The organism is Anabaena sp. FACHB-595 (genome assembly GCF_048568275.1).
GTDB lineage: Bacteria > Cyanobacteriota > Cyanobacteriia > Cyanobacteriales > Nostocaceae > Trichormus.
Map to the genome: position 1 here is coordinate 3,582,279 of NZ_CP183473.1, position 15,660 is coordinate 3,597,938.

Genomic DNA, 15,660 nt, shown 5'->3' on the forward strand with positions numbered 1-15,660 from the left:
GTTCCGCTATCGCCTAACTTATGTTTTCTTGAGTTTTCACCTGATTTGCTTCGGTAATAATGGGCGCAAAAGTATCATTTATATACATTTTCTCTGACCATAACTCCACTTAGTTTCCAAATAAGCATTAAAATTATGCAATTTTTGCATTTATGCGGATGCGCTAAAGTCCAGTCAATGGCATTCTCTATATTTAGGAATAGAGTTGATGGCATACTTAAACACCCCTGGAATTTTCCGGGGGCTTTTTATTTCATATACAGGAGAGGGAATGACTTAGTGCTGTTAGTGGTAGCGGGGTAATCGATTACCTGCATAAACAGCAACGCTAATACATATGAGTTAATGGAAGGTACAGCTTAACTTTAAGTATTGGTGAAGTATCATGAAAAACATCACAAAATGGCTTTTAGGCTTGGCGATTGTTCCCGCGAGTTTGATATTGGTATCTAGTCATACTCAAGCTAGTCAAGTTGCTAGTGAGTGGTTCTTTGGTTTGTGGGATTGTAATATTGACGGTAGACCAGCCCAAATGCAATGGAAAGTAGTAGATGACCCACAGACTACTTGTGATGGTGATGTTTGCTCTACTACTTCTGGTGTCCGTCTCATCGGGCGGTTTAGTGATAATGGTAATAGATGGGTTCCTTTAGGAAAACGTTTTTCCAACAGATCAAAACAGGATTTAGGGATTCGTTATTTAGGTGCAGAGCAAGATAATTGGTATCTTAGATACAACAGTCGTACTAAGATTGCAGATGGTTGGACAACATGGCGAGGTAATCGTTATCCCCTACAATGCCGCAATCGTAGATGAGTTTAGGGGTGTAAGGGTGTGGGGGTGTAAGGGTGTAGGTGCAAGATATTTTTCATCTATAACTGTGAAACTTGTTTCATGGGGACTGCCTATAATAAGTGTGCATCTAATACCAATTTGAAAAAAGAATGTGACAGATATAGCTGGGGACTGGGGACTGGGGACTGGGGACTGGGTGAAAAATCTTTTTGTGTCTAGGTTGTATCATTTTTGTATCATTTATTGATGTCCTAACACTAATGGCGACAGCTATACATAGCCCCAAAAGTTTGTTCTGTCTTGATTCTTAATTTTGAATTTTGAATTTTGAATTGGTATAAGTGTGCATCTAACTTCAGATTGGAGGAAACAATTGTGAAAGCCGTTCTGATGACCGCACCGGGGAATCCTGAAGTACTGCAATTGCAGGAAGTACCCAATCCTGGCGTTCCTGTAGGTAGTACAGAACTTTTAGTTCGTTTGGTAGCGGCTGGTATTAACCCCATTGATACTAAACTACGCAAGCGTGGCACTTTTTACCCTGAGCAAATGCCTGCCATTTTAGGATGTGATGGTGCTGGTGTTGTAGAAGCTGTGGGTGCTGGTGTCCAGGGTTTTCGTGTGGGGGATGCAGTGTATTTTTGCAATGGTGGTTTAGGAGGACATCAAGGCAATTACGCTGAATATACTATTGTCGATGAACGTTTTGCTGCCCATAAGCCAGCTTCCCTGACCTTTGCTGAAGCCGCCGCCGCACCTTTGGTACTAATCACCGCTTGGGAAGCTTTATATGAACGGGGAAGATTAGAACCAAAAGAGAGGGTTTTAATTCATGCGGGTGCGGGTGGTGTTGGTCATGTAGCGATTCAATTAGCAAAATTGAAAGGTGCAATTGTTTCCACTACGGTTGGTTCGGAAGATAAGGCGAATTTTGTAAAACAACTGGGTGCGGATCATGTGATTTTATATAAAAATACAGATTTTGCCCAAGCTGCTTTAGATTGGACGAACGGGGAAGGTGTAGATTTAGCTTTTGATACTGTTGGCGGTGAAACTTTTCACAAAACCTTTCCCGCAGTGCGTATCTATGGCGATATTGTGACGATTTTGGAACCAGATGCAAATACAGTTTGGAAAGTTGCCAGAAACCGCAATTTACGCATTGGCTTGGAATTAATGCTGACACCGATGTTGTTAAATTTAGTGGAGGCGCAGCAACACCAGGCAGAAATTTTGACAGAATGTGCTGATTGGATTGATCAAGGTAAGTTAAAAATTCACGTTAGTCATAAGTTTCCTTTGCAAGATGCAGCTAAAGCTCATCAGTTACTTGAATCTGGCAGTATTGCGGGTAAAATTGTTCTGCTGATTAGCGATGAATGATAGAGAATCCTATTGCATACGTTGTTGACTTGCTGGCGGAAAGCTAAATTTTTCATAAGTTTGTGTGCGTTGTTAGTATTATTGCTCCCTTTGCCAGTTTGGGCTGCACCAACACAACCAGAACGCACACCCTTAACCCTAGAATTATTACAAGAGCGATTACGAACACCAACGCTACGGGAAGGGAATTTAACTGTAGATTTGCGGCAACTGGTAATTGATTTGCGTCCAGAAAACTCTATTTTTCGAGATGGATTTTATCAATTGTTGCGTAAAGAACTGCAAAAAACTGGTGCAAAACCTTTAGGTTTAGACTTGAGTTATTCTCTGATTCAAGGGGATTTTGTGGGTAGTGATTTGGGTTTAAGAACACCTTTATACGCTCAGGCGATCGCTCCCATTTTTACCAAAACTGAACAAGAACAATTAGAACGCTTACGCCTCGTTTGTTTGCAATCATTGGCTGTGAGTTTGCCTAATTCTAAAGATTGCCAATCACTTCTAGGAACTCAGCCAACAGTAGCAGGTGATGTGACTGTTTTTCGCGGTGCCTTAACCCTGGAACAAACCCGATTTAATGGAGAAGTAACATTTGTTAATACCTTTTTTCTGCAATCTGTCAATGCTAAAAATGCTACTTTTCTCCAGCCTACTAACTGGCATGAAAGTAGATTTAGTCGTCCTGTAAACTTTAATAATGCCAGTTTTAGACAAGCCTGTAATTTTCAAGACAGTGTTTTCTTTGATAAAGCTAATTTCAAACAAACTCAATTTCAGGAGACAGCTAATTTTCAAAGAATCTCTTTTGAAAATGTGGCTAATTTTAACGAAGCTCAGTTTAAGCAATTGGCTAAATTTGGTGGTGTCCAGTGGCAAGATAATGCTGATTTCTCTGGGGTAAGATTTGCCAATCAAGCACAGTTTACCAGAGCTAGTTTTAATCAGTCACTATCTTTAGTAGAAACAACTTTTGAGCAAGCCGTCATTTTTCGAGAAGCATTATTTAATCGACCTGTAGATTTACGTGGTGCAAGTATTCTCAATCAAGCAGATTTTAGTGATGCCATATTTTCTTCGGCATCATTTTTAAATGTCCCTGGATTAACTTTTAATTCTAATCAAGCAAAAATTTTAGGTAATCCTGGGCAAATTGGACAAATGTTTGATATCCCTACATTACAAGGTAATCAAAATGTTTTGCGAAATTTAGGGCAGAATTTCCGGCAGCAACAGCAAGTTGCCGATGCGAATCAATTAGAATATACCAAGCAACAATTACGCCTCAAAGAGTTAAGTAAACGTTTAATTGGCACAAATATTAATAGTGCCTTGGTAGCAAGTTTAGTTAAGTTGGGTTTTTCTCCTACACAAGCAAATGTCATTGACCAACGTCGGCAAATAAAAGCATTTCGCAATAGTAGTGAGTTATTGAGTTTAGCCGACATTGATTTAGAAATATACAATAAACTGAGCGATCGCCTGGTAGTTGCGGAACCTCTCTCCTTGGGAAGCTGGTTGCTGGAAGCTTGGCTGTGGTTAGCTTTGAGTGTATTACTGTTGTTGAGTGGCTACGGTACAAACTTTTGGTTAGTATTTGGAGTGGGGGGAGTAGCGATCGCTTATTTTGGGTTAGTTTTTTGGTTGGTAGATCGCGCGCGTCGTCTGCGTCCTGTACCAATTATTCCCACCTACTACGAAACCGTTTCTGTCCTCATTAGTTTTAGTTGTTTAGAATTTTTTAGCTTATTAGCTATTTTTCAGAATGCGGAACAACCTTTGCTCACACTAGGCTGTATTTTGATTATTATCGTTCCCGTACCTGTAACTTTATTGACTCGCCTTTATCAACAAGGTCGTTATCACGATTTAATCAATGTTTCTTACTTCACAGAAGACGGAACCTTTAGACAACTGCGGTTATTGATTGGACGTTTACCAGTCATTCCCAGAAATCCCACCTTTCGGGAAAGATATATGCCATTATTAAGCGATCGCCATTGGAACTGGCTCAATTATTATGATTTTAGCCTCAATAATTTAGTCAGGTTGGGATTTAACGATATTCGCCTCAGAGACGAACATTTACCAGGAATTATCGCTACCCTGGCTTGGTATCAATGGAGTTTAGGCGTACTCTACATCACCTTAGTTCTGTGGACACTATCCCGCACTATCCCAGGGTTGAATCTATTAATTTATCTTAAGTAGTACCAACTCTGCGGCAAAATACAGACTAAGCTGATGCGCGTCTAAATTGCATAACTACTAATAATCGCTGTTAACTGTCAACTGTCAACTGTCCTCACAATGGATTGTGCAACTTAAAAGCAGAATAGCTTACTTGATAGTTTAATCCAACACAGCTAAAACAGATTTTGGCAATAATTTATCTTTAAACCAAATGATTTTTGCCGGCACATTATCCAACTTAACTCCAGCTTTTTCCAAATTCAATCTTTCGGAAATAGCCAAGATTAAATTATCACAACCAGAACGCCGCACTTGGGAAAACTTCTTTTGTAAATATTCTGGTCGCCAATAACCAACTATTTCTAATAAAAATTCTCTCCCATCAGGATGAACTAAGCGAAAGTCGGGAATCATCACACTCCCAGGAATGGGAATTAAATCTACTTCTCTTTCTAATACCCATGCTGTTTTTAAAGCATCCCATTTATCAGCAAAGGATGCTTCTAACATACTATCGTAGGGTTTCCCTTTGGAGTAATGAGAGACTAAACCACACTCGGAATTAAGGGTAAATCTGCCTGTTTTCCATGTATCTGTGTAGACATCACGGGTTTGTAATGTGGCTGCTAGACTCCATTTGGTGACATGAAGTAAGGCGGGGATGAGTTTGGCGATCGCTAACCCATAGCGTGTACTAGAATTAAATAAGCTGGTCGGCCCATCAACGGTGATTGTAAAGCCGTGGTCAGCATCGCCTTCAATATAAGCCATGAGTTGAAATAGCTTCAGATAGCGGAATAACAGTTTATATTCCCCTGGAACATTGCGATGAGCATTTAAAATTAACTTGCTGGCTTTATAGAATATTCCCTGCACCTGGGACAAGTTATAGCGATTTAATATATCTACTGGTGTGGGGACATCAAAGTTTGTCAAAATTTTATTTTCAGACAAATCAGCATAAAGTCCATCACGGACTTGTTCTGATAAAACTTCCCGTTCTAATTCTTGAGTTAATTCATCAGCAATCTTGCTCAATGTCAGTTGTGTTGATTCCCGACTAGGTGCAGATTTCGCAGCCAAAGAAAATACCCGTTCTCTTAACATTGGTGGTTCTAGAGGACTCACTACTTCAAAGGTGCAGAAATTGCTTTTGATAATGTAAGCTAAACCCCGTTTTACACGATAATCTGTAGCGTCTCCTTCTAAATCCAAAAGTTGATTTTCTAAAAAGCCTTGAGTCTTACCTTGTGCTGCTTGAAAACAACTGATTAATTCATTAGTTAAATCTATGGTTTTCTGATCAATCTTCAGTCTTTTTGGTATTATTTCTTCGCCGTTTAGGCGATGGCTGAGGAGTTCCGTTGGTAGCATTTCCCTGGTTGTTAGCTGATGAATTATCGACTACATAATTGATTTCTATTTGCTCGGCAGCTTTAGCGGTTGTTCCCTTACCACTGCCATAAACTACTTGTAAATTTGCTTTCTTATCTTCCCCGCGTCGCCGTGCCGAAGTATTTTCCTCACTGGTATCTTCCGCTATCACTTCATATAAAATCGCCTGTTTATTTTGAATATTTCCCTTACGTAAAATTCTTCCTAAACGTTGAATATATTCTCTAGTTGAACCTGTCCCAGATAAAATAATGGCGATAGCAGCAGCCGGCACATCAACACCTTCATTCAACACATGGGAAGCAACTAAAGTATTATATTCACCTTCTCGAAATTTAGTTAAAATTTCGTGGCGTTCTTTGACTGGTGTTTGATGAGTAATGGCGGGAATTAGTAAATCTTGAGATATTTTATAAACGGTAGCATTATCAGCCGTGAAAATTAACACTCGTTCTGGATAATGCTTGGCGAGTAAATTAGCTAAAATTCTTAACTTGCTATCAGTACCCAAGGCGATTTCTTTGGCTTCACGGTGCGCTAACATAGCTCTACGTCCAGATTGCGATCGCGCACTCATCTGCACAAACATCTGCCAGCCTTGTATACTACCCAAGGAAACCTTTGATTGGCGCAAAAAATCGTTGCGAATTTGAATTAAATTGTTGTATCTTTCCCGTTCCTGCTGGGATAACTTCACCTTAATTTGCACAATTTCGTGTTCAGCTAGCGCCTTCCCCGCCAAATCTTCAGCACGTTTGCGGTACACTTCCTGACCAATGAGAATATTCAAATCGGCGTGTTTACCATCGGTGCGTTCTGGGGTGGCTGATAATCCCAGACGGTAGGGAGCGATCGCATACTCGGCAATCACTTTGCTAAAATCGGTAGGTAAATGATGGCACTCATCAAAGACAATCAAAGCATACTGATTCCCCAAGGCTTCGGCGTGAATGGCTGCACTATCGTAAGTTGCAACTAAAACTGGTGATTTATCCCGCGAACCACCCCCAAGTAACCCCACTTCAGCATCGGGAAACGCCGCCACCAAATGAGCATACCATTGGTGCATCAAGTCTAAAGTCGGCACAACAATTAAGGTAGTCCGTGGTGTGGCCTGCATCGCCAACTGCGCCAGATAAGTCTTTCCCGCCGCCGTTGGTAACACCACCACCCCCTGTCTTCCCGCTAGTTTCCAAGCTGCTAGAGCCTCACTCTGATGGGGATAGGGTTCCATTTCTAAACTAGGAACCAAATCTATGGGGTAAAATTGCTTGGCTTCATCGATGAAAAATACGTCTTCCGCTTGCAGTGCTTCCACCACAGCGCGATATCTCATCGCCGGAATCCGAAATTTTTCTACTCTATCATCCCACGTAGCATAATCCATCCAGGCTTTGCCCCGTGGTGGTGGATGCAGAATTAGTGTACCGCGATCGTAGCTTAAGGTGGGAGTGCGAGCCATTGGAAAATTGGGGAATTTGGGAACCTCTCTAAGAATAAGGGGTGATGGTAACTGATACTAGAATACCAATTCCGTGTTCCAAGAAGAACCCCTCCCCTGCTAGGCTACCGTCTACACACACAAGTCTGATCAACCTTGCCCCATAACCCATTAATTATAGCTGTCGCCAGTAGTGTTAGGACATCATATAGATGATACAACCTAGACACAACAAGACTTTTCACCCAGTCCCCAGTCCCCAGTCCCCAGCTATAATAGCTCACAACCTAAGTTAGTTAGAAGAGGATGAATTAGGTCTAAGTCTTTCCCGCCAAGAAGGTGTTGGTGCAGAACTGGCCGAGCCAGAGCTATTATCTACTGTGGATGAAGACCGTCGAGACCTGCGGGACGGTTGTGAAGTATCTGATTCTACAACTGGTCTGCGCCGTCTTGTGCGGGGTGATTCTTCACTACCACTAGAACCTGATTCTTGGCTACGATATCGTCTACGTCTTCTAGGTGAATCAGTTGGAGTGGTTTCTTCTAATCGTTGGGAGCGCCTTCTGCGTCTGCTGGAAGAACCAGTCTCTTGCGCTGACTCTTCATTAGGTGTCAGAGAACGATTGAGAATTTGTTTTGCTTTGATGGGTTTTGCTTTGATGCTGCCCTTGCGACCTTCCAGTTTTGGTCTTTCGGGAAATTTTTCTATTGGCATTCCCTCTATGGCTTTTTCCATAAATTCATGCCAAGTGTAAGCAGCACTGCCACTACTACCATAAGTAGGACGATTATTATCGTTACCCAACCAAACCCCTGTAACTACTTGGGGAATATAGCCAATAAACCATAAATCGCGGGCTTCATCAGATGTACCTGTCTTACCAGCAACGGGTCTATTAGGCAATTGGGCGGCTGCACCAGTGCCTGCTTCGACCACGTTACGTAACATCCAGGTCATAATAGCGGCACTAGTAGGATCAAGCACTCGCTTCGAGTCAAATTTTGCTGACCAGATGACCTCACCTTTGCGGTTGAGGATACGACGGATGCCATGAGGTTCCGAGTGTAACCCAAGGGTTGCAAAACTGCCGTAAGCACTGGTTAACTCTAAGAGATTAACTTCATTGGAACCAAGGGCTAGAGAATAATGAGGATTGAGTTTTGATTTAATCCCCATGTTCTTGGCTAGTTGAATTGTTGGCTCAAATCCCACATCTAGCATGATTTTCAACGCGACCACATTCACCGAACGGGTGAGGGCATCGCGCATATTCATTGTGCCTCGGAAGGTTTCCCCGTAGTTTTTCGGTTCGTAACCATCGACTACAACGGGAGCATCTACATAAGTATCGTTGGGGTTTTTACCAGTGGCGATAGCTGTCGCATAGACAAAACCCTTAAATGTGGAACCTGGCTGGCGTTGCGCTTGGGTAACACGGTTAAATTGGTTTTGACCAAAGTCTTGACCCCCAACCATTGCCTTGATTTCCCCATTACGGGGATCGATGGCAACTAAAGCGGCTTGTTTGAAGTTTTGCCATCGTCCTTGATTGCGTAAAGTTTTAGCAACGGCTGCTTCTGCGGCTTGCTGCCAAGTTGGGTTTAAGCTGGTTTCCACAGTTAAACCCCCATTCGCTAACACTTCCGAAGAAACATACTTGGGCAATTCTTGCTGAATATAGCTGGTGAAGTAGGGGGATTCTACTTGTAACCGCTTGGGTAAACTAGATTTGAGGGTAATTACTGCTTGGGTGGCTGCTTGCCTTTGGGCTGGTGTAATAAAGCCCTCTTTTTCCATCCGTTGCAATACCAAATTTCGTCGTTGTTTGGCTGCTTGCGGGTTTTTGTCTGGTGAAAATAAGCTCGGTGCAGGAGGCATTCCCGCGATTGTTGCCGCTTCCGGGAGGGTAAGTTGGTCTACTGGTTTACTGAAGTATACCCAGGCTGCATCTGCTACACCATAAGCCCCAGCACCTAAATATACTAAATTCAAATAACGCTCTAAAATCTGGTCTTTGGTTAATTCTTGTTCTAGCTTTTGGGCAAGGCGTACTTCCTTAAGTTTGCGCCAAACTGTACGCTCTTGTTTGAGGAAAAGAATCCGTGATAACTGTTGAGTAATCGTGCTACCACCTTCTACCACATTTTGCGATCGCAAATTATTTACGGCTGCTCTGACAATTCCTTGGGGGTCAATACCTTGGTGCTGAGTGAATCTGCTGTCTTCGGAGGCAATAAAAGCATTTTTGAGGATCTCCGGCATCTGCTCCAGATTGACTTTTTCCCTGGTTGCTTCGCCTTGCTGTTGTAATATAGTGCCATCAACAGCTTTGATGGTAATTGTTTGCTCACGGACGACAGCTTGCAATTCCGCTTTCTCAGGTAAGGTTTTATCGATTTCCCCTAATAAGTAATTGAAGGCAATGATGCTACCACCTACACTTAAGCCCGCCCAAAACCATACACGGCGATAAATTGGGTGTTCACGGCTTGTAAACCTAGTAACAATCCCAGATGTTATACCACTTATCTGGTTTAATAATTTTTTTTGTCTTACCACCTGAGTTGGCGGTAAGTTCTCGTTTGTGGTTTCCTCTTGCTCGTAACGATTACTAGGTGGCAAGCGTGGTTCCCCCTTGTCAGAGTCACTCAAATTTAGTTACTGATTGCTTGAACCTGGAAGTTAAGTTTCTCCACATTAGTTCCGTGCAGAATATTCTGCACTAACTCTTAAGGGATAGATTAGAGTTTGGTGCAAGACGTTCGTGTTAGTATAATATCCTATAAACAATTAACTGAATTCATTGCTACAAAAAAATGTTTTTAAAGTAAATGTTAAATAAGCAATATTTCAACTTGTAATTACCTCAGAAAATTAATAAAGACCTCATCAATTTTATTTTATAAAAACGTCCAACCCTGATATAATAGCCTTTCTTCAGTCTTTAAAGCTGTTTTCAATTATTTTTGAGCAGCATGGTCCCCAATTTTTTAGAGAAGTTGGGGATCTTTAGCTAGAAGCCATGATCAGGTAGGCATGAGTGCTATAGTATTTAAGTAATCAATGTTTGTAAAATAACAATACATTAAATAATATTGTCTGTTGAGAACAAAAAAAATAGCCTAGAAATATTCACAAAGCACAATGCAGAGTTTAAACCAAAGATCCAGGCAAGCGCGATCGCTCTTGGTAGTAACATCGGTGATTCTTTAACAATATTAGAAGCTGCGACAGCAGAATTAGCAGCTATTCCAGGCATTCAAATACAAGCAAAATCCAGTTGGTATATCACCAAAGCAGTAGGGCCGCCACAGCCAGATTATTTAAATGGTTGCATCATACTACAAGTAGAACTTGACCCCCCAAAATTGCTAGAAGTATTGCTAACAATAGAACAGAAGTTTGGGCGGGTGCGTCAAGAGCGCTGGGGGCCGCGATCGCTAGACTTGGATTTGTTATTGTATGATGACTTAATTATTGATACACCAACTCTCCAAATACCCCATCCGCGAATGCAAGAGCGAGCCTTTGTTTTAGTACCTCTAGCGGAGATTGCGCCCGACTGGTTAGAACCAATTTCCGGATATGTAATTAGAGAACTGGTAAAAAAGGTAGACTGTTCTGATGTACATTTGTTAAAGGGCAGTTAAAACCATTACCCAGAGCAGAAAACGCTGATAGAATGATCAACTCCAGTGTTTATCTGTGCTATTTAAGACAAAACAAGCTTAAATTATGCCATTAGGTAGAGAATTACCACAGCTATTAAAACAGCGCTTGTTCTATAAAGGGCGCAAGTTTGATTTTGAAGTTAATCGCTTGCGTTTACCCAACAAAGCTGAAGGAGAATGGGAGTGCATTCGTCACCCCGGCGGCGCTTTAGCTGTGCCTGTAACGCCAGAAGGTAAACTTGTACTCGTCCGCCAATATCGTTTTGCTGTGCAAGGACGGATACTCGAATTTCCCGCAGGAACTTTAGAACCCACAGAAGATGCCTTAACAACAGTCAAGCGCGAAATAGAAGAAGAGACTGGTTACAGCGCGCAAAAGTGGGATAAATTAGGCGAATTTTTCCTAGCACCTGGCTATTCCGATGAAATTATCTATGCTTTTTTGGCGAGGGATTTAGAAAAGCTAGACACACCACCAAAACAAGACGACGACGAAGATATTGAGACTGTGCTGTTAACACCAGAAGAACTGGAAAGAGCCATTCTCGACGGAGAACCCATAGACGCGAAGTCAATCACTAGTTTTTTCTTGGCGCGACCGTTTTTAGTTTAAGAACAAGGGGGGTGTGGTAAAGCTGATATTTACCACACCCCCATTTTTTGCTATTGAGCGTGCCAATCATCATTGAATACCAACAATAGCTAATGAAATCGGCTATTGTTTTAAGGCTGAATTAATAATTGACTTCAATTCTTCCTCTGTCCAGGGTTTGCGGATGCAAGCATAAAGATTAGCTTGCTGTTCGGCACGCTCAATAGCCTCTTTGTCAGCTTGTCCAGTTAGCATGACGGTAATCACTTCTGGAAAACGTTGGTGAACTTTAATCAAAAACTCATCACCTCTAACATTGGGCATTAACCAATCAGAGACAATAATGAGAATTTTGATTTCGTCTTCTTCCAATTCATCAATAACCGTCCAGGCTTCTTCAGAACTTTGGGCAACTTCGTAGACATATCGATTGCCAAATAACCTTTTGAGTTGTTCCTTGAGAGCTTTTAATATAGAAACTTCATCATCTACACAGAGAATAGCAGCATTAGACATAAATTAAATTTCCTCTTGTTATCTAAGTTAATATGGGCAAGCAAACACTGAATTGAGTATGACCTGGATTGCTCTCCATTTTGATCTGTCCTTGATGTTTGTCAAGAATTTTTTTGCAAATGTGTAATCCCAGACCACTGCCTTCTCCAGCAGGTTTGGTGGTAAAAAAGGCATCAAAGATTTTTTGCTGCACTTCTGGAGGAATGCCCAATCCGGTGTCTGTAATGCTGACTTCAACGTATTCTTCTGCTTTACGAATAGCAATGGTCAGTGTCCCACCTGATTCCATTGCTTGAATCGCATTGAAAATAAGATTTGTCCAGACTTGAATGAGTTCATCAGGGTATCCCCAAATGTCGGGAACATCCTGGTAATCTCGAATTAAATGAATATTGCGTTTCAGTTGATTCTGATAGATGGCAATGGTAGTTTCTAGTCCTGTAGTTACCTGCATCAACTGCTTATTGCCACTTTGATCAAAATGAGAATAGCTTTTAAGCGCAAAAACGATTTTAGCAGAACGATCAACAGCATTGAGAATCATCTGATTATTGCTAAAGCAGCAACTTAGGTCATAAGCGAACTGTAAAGCCCATTCACCATGATCACTTTTTAACATAGGCAGTAAAGATTCCCAATCTTCAGCAATGCCCATATCTATCAAGAGATCAGCAATATCTCTAGCATTTTCAATGTTATGCTCTTGCAGATGAGCAGTAATTTTACGTTTAAGTGAACGGTCTGGTTGAAAAAGTGTCGTAGGTTGGTTTTTTAATCCTTGATTAATGAGTTGAAAAAAGCTTTCTTGTTCTTGGGAATTCAAACGCTGATGTAAAGAGGGAAGCTCAGTCAAGGCTGCTTGCAGGGCTTGTTCTGTGTTAGTCGCTGATGCTTGAATAATACCCAAGGGATTATTGATTTCATGGGCAACTCCCGCAACCAGTTGTCCTAAGGCTGCCATTTTTTCTTGTTGAATCAATTGATCTTGGGTTTGTTTGAGTTCTTGGAAAGCAGCTTCTAACTGTTGGTTTTTGTTCAACAAGCTTTTGCTGTACTTGTATGACAAAGCACCAATAATAACAGATGCGAATATTAAACAAAAAGTAGTGCCAATATCTGCAAATTGTCTAGTCTGTTGCTTCTGCGCTACGTAGACTTCTTCCAGGGTTGTTACTTCAGCGTATAAATCATCATAGATTTCATCAATGCCATCTGCATCAACATTTATCGCTTCTTTGGTTTTGCCTTGAGCAACGAGCTGTAAAGCGTTGTCAATTGCTTGTTGATAGCTGGTATGAAGGGCAAAAATATTGTCCAGATTTTTTTGTGGTTTAATTTGTCGTAGCTGCTGCAAAATGCTATCTGTACTTTGCTTATTTTCTGCCAGCTCTTCGGTTAAATCCTCATCAATTTCGCCTTTGGAAATGCCCTCCCATTCTAAGGCGTTAAGTCTGCTCACTTGCTCTTTTAATCGAGTCAAAAGCAATCTCTTGTCATTGCTGCGTTCTGCTAACTGATTGAGTTCATAAATAGTAGCAGCACTGGCGATCGCAATTATAATTGCACTTAACAAGATAGACCATGTGGAGAGTTGGGGTTTCCGCTTGACTAAAACCTTTGTAAAATCAGCATTTAATGAAAGACAGAAGCGATTAAGAAGCATAAGCGTCACCAATAATACTTAAGAGGAAATTGTGGCAACTTAGTCTTGGTAGTACTAGCGATCGCCATAAACCAAAACGCCGACAGCCAAAGAATGTAACCCATACCACAAATACTGAACATCTACTGAGTAATCTACTACTCTCAATCTCTATGTTTCCCAGTCGTGAAAAAAAAATACATTGTTTTTCAAAACTTGTTATTAGTGATTGTTATGTGGCAATTTAAAATAATAATCTTTACATTGAGACATTCCTTGAATCATTTAAGTACTATTTTTAATAGTTGTATTAATGAAAATAAAGTCAATATGAAGAAAAAATGTTTTGTTGATAGCAGTGGGAAACCACAATTTCTAGTGAGTTTATAGTGTTCTAATCAGGTAAAATGCTAACTAAAAAAGAATCTATTTCCCAAGTCATCGTTACTGCTGCACAAATGCGGGAAATTGAAGGGCGGATATTTGCAGCAGGAATGCCAGTACCCGCTTTGATGGAAAAAGTGGCAGGATTAATTGCTAGCCGCATTCAAGATTTCTCTTCCAACTTTGAACAAGGTAGACAAAGAGAACAAGTAAGGATTTTGCCTCCATTTCCTTGCGTGGGAATCCTCGTTGGGCCTGGACACAACGGTGGCGATGCTTTGGTTGTGGCAAGAGAATTGCATTTTAGGGGTTATGCGGTTTGGGTTTATTTGCCTTTTGATAAACTCAAGGAATTAACATCACAGCATTTGCAATATGCTCAGAGTATAGGTATACCTTGTTATGGAGAAATTGAGCAATTACCAGATTGTGATGTTTTGGTTGATGGGTTATTTGGCTTTGGCTTAGAAAGAACAATTACCGATCCCATTGCTTCAGTAATTAATCAGTTGAATGAATGGAACAAGCCAATTATTAGTATTGATTTGCCTTCAGGTTTGCACACTGATACAGGTGAGGTTTTAGGGACTGCGATTCGAGCAACTTACACCCTGTGCTTAGGTTTGTGGAAACAAGGTTTGTTGCAGGATCAGGCTTTAGATTATGTAGGTAAAGCTGAGTTAATTGATTTTGATATTCCCTGGGCTGATGTGCAAGCTGTGTTGGAAGATGTACCCAAAGTCAAACGCATTACACCAGCAACAGCTTTATCTACTTTGCCTTTACCTCGTCCACCAGTAACACACAAGTATAAGGAAGGACATTTACTGTTAATTTGTGGTTCACGACGTTATGCTGGGGGGGCAATTTTGACGGCTTTGGGTGCTAGGGGTAGCGGTGTAGGGATGTTATCAATTGCTGTACCCGAATCTCTGAAACAGCTTTTGGTATCACACTTGCCGGAAGCATTAGTGATTGGTTGCCCAGAGACAGAAAGTGGAGCGATCGCCCAGTTACAATTACCAGAGAAGACAGAGTTAAGTTCCTTTAGTGCGATCGCCTGCGGCCCTGGTTTAACGAAAGATGCTACATCTATTGTGGAAGAAGTCTTAGCAAGCGATCGCCCTTTAGTTCTCGATGCCGATGGTTTAAATATTTTGGCACAGTTGGGGACAATACCCACACTGCAACAGCGCCCAGCAGTAACAGTACTCACACCCCACACAGGCGAATTTCAACGATTGTTTCCTGATGTTGCTGATGCTAAACATGATCGAGTCAAAGCCGTGCAGGAAGCAGCCACCCAAAGCGGTGCGGTGGTATTGTTAAAAGGAGCGAGAACTGCGATCGCCAATCCTCAAGGTTCAGTATGGATTAATCCCGAAAGTACGCCGGCTTTAGCTCGTGGTGGTAGTGGCGATGTGTTAACGGGGTTATTGGGTGGATTGTTGGCACAAGTGGCAAATAAAGAAATACCTGTAGAAGATATTGTGGCTACGGCTGCATGGTGGCACGGGCAAGCAGGTATTTTAGCCGCCAGTGAGCGCACAGAGTTAGGCGTGGACGCATTTACGTTGTCACAGTATTTGTTGAAGGTGATTGTTGGTCGCTCTTAGGCTGCTCTAAACTTAAGATAATTAAACATTATA

The 15,660-nt window shown here is 41.5% G+C and carries 11 protein-coding genes; 6 read left to right on the top strand and 5 right to left on the bottom strand.

The features are described 5' to 3' along the window. Window positions 1-385: 385 nt before the first annotated feature. The 3 genes from ACN222_RS14715 to ACN222_RS14725 all read left to right on the top strand — a co-directional run bounded on the left by ACN222_RS14715 (window position 386) and on the right by ACN222_RS14725 (window position 4,387). Window positions 386-817: a DUF6006 family protein gene (locus ACN222_RS14715; RefSeq protein ID WP_010997098.1), complete on the top strand. Its 432-nt coding sequence runs from the start codon at window positions 386-388 to the stop codon at window positions 815-817. 354 nt (window positions 818-1,171) lie between these two features. Further along, window positions 1,172-2,179, top strand: coding sequence for a zinc-dependent alcohol dehydrogenase family protein (locus ACN222_RS14720; protein ID WP_010997099.1), 1,008 nt, complete (start codon window positions 1,172-1,174; stop codon window positions 2,177-2,179). A gap of 60 nt (window positions 2,180-2,239) precedes the next feature. Beyond that, a complete protein-coding gene (locus tag ACN222_RS14725; RefSeq protein ID WP_231865567.1) occupies window positions 2,240-4,387 on the top strand; it encodes a pentapeptide repeat-containing protein in 2,148 nt (715 codons plus the stop codon). A 141-nt stretch (window positions 4,388-4,528) separates the two neighbouring features. Here the strand turns inward: ACN222_RS14725 and ACN222_RS14730 are convergent, their stop codons facing one another. From ACN222_RS14730 to ACN222_RS14740, 3 genes are all read right to left on the bottom strand, one after another. Continuing rightward, entirely contained in the window at window positions 4,529-5,743 is a 1,215-nt protein-coding gene (locus ACN222_RS14730; protein WP_010997101.1) for a DUF790 family protein, read from the bottom strand. Then, window positions 5,673-7,226: a DEAD/DEAH box helicase family protein gene (locus ACN222_RS14735; protein WP_010997102.1), complete on the bottom strand. Its 1,554-nt coding sequence runs from the start codon at window positions 7,224-7,226 to the stop codon at window positions 5,673-5,675. Before ACN222_RS14735 ends, ACN222_RS14730 begins: the two co-directional genes overlap by 71 nt. A gap of 271 nt (window positions 7,227-7,497) precedes the next feature. After that, the gene (locus ACN222_RS14740; protein ID WP_044523083.1) at window positions 7,498-9,828 is read right to left on the bottom strand and encodes a transglycosylase domain-containing protein; all 2,331 of its coding nucleotides are present in this window, start codon (window positions 9,826-9,828) and stop codon (window positions 7,498-7,500) included. 506 nt (window positions 9,829-10,334) lie between these two features. Here ACN222_RS14740 and folK point away from each other — a divergent pair. Both folK and ACN222_RS14750 read left to right on the top strand, forming a co-directional pair. Further along, the gene (gene folK, locus ACN222_RS14745) at window positions 10,335-10,856 is read left to right on the top strand and encodes a 2-amino-4-hydroxy-6-hydroxymethyldihydropteridine diphosphokinase (protein ID WP_044523084.1); all 522 of its coding nucleotides are present in this window, start codon (window positions 10,335-10,337) and stop codon (window positions 10,854-10,856) included. Window positions 10,857-10,941: 85 nt separating this feature from the next. Next, window positions 10,942-11,490: an NUDIX hydrolase gene (locus tag ACN222_RS14750; RefSeq protein ID WP_010997105.1), complete on the top strand. Its 549-nt coding sequence runs from the start codon at window positions 10,942-10,944 to the stop codon at window positions 11,488-11,490. A 102-nt stretch (window positions 11,491-11,592) separates the two neighbouring features. Here ACN222_RS14750 and ACN222_RS14755 read toward each other — a convergent pair whose 3' ends face one another. Beyond that, entirely contained in the window at window positions 11,593-11,985 is a 393-nt protein-coding gene (locus tag ACN222_RS14755) for a response regulator (RefSeq protein WP_010997106.1), read from the bottom strand. Between the two features lie 22 nt (window positions 11,986-12,007). After that, the gene (locus ACN222_RS14760) at window positions 12,008-13,648 is read right to left on the bottom strand and encodes an ATP-binding protein (RefSeq protein WP_126987055.1); all 1,641 of its coding nucleotides are present in this window, start codon (window positions 13,646-13,648) and stop codon (window positions 12,008-12,010) included. 386 nt (window positions 13,649-14,034) lie between these two features. Here ACN222_RS14760 and ACN222_RS14765 point away from each other — a divergent pair, with 386 nt between their 5' ends. Continuing rightward, window positions 14,035-15,627 carry a bifunctional ADP-dependent NAD(P)H-hydrate dehydratase/NAD(P)H-hydrate epimerase gene (locus tag ACN222_RS14765; protein ID WP_010997108.1) on the top strand — a complete coding sequence of 531 codons (1,593 nt, stop codon included), beginning with the start codon at window positions 14,035-14,037 and terminating at the stop codon, window positions 15,625-15,627. The last annotated feature ends 33 nt before the right edge of the window (window positions 15,628-15,660 follow it).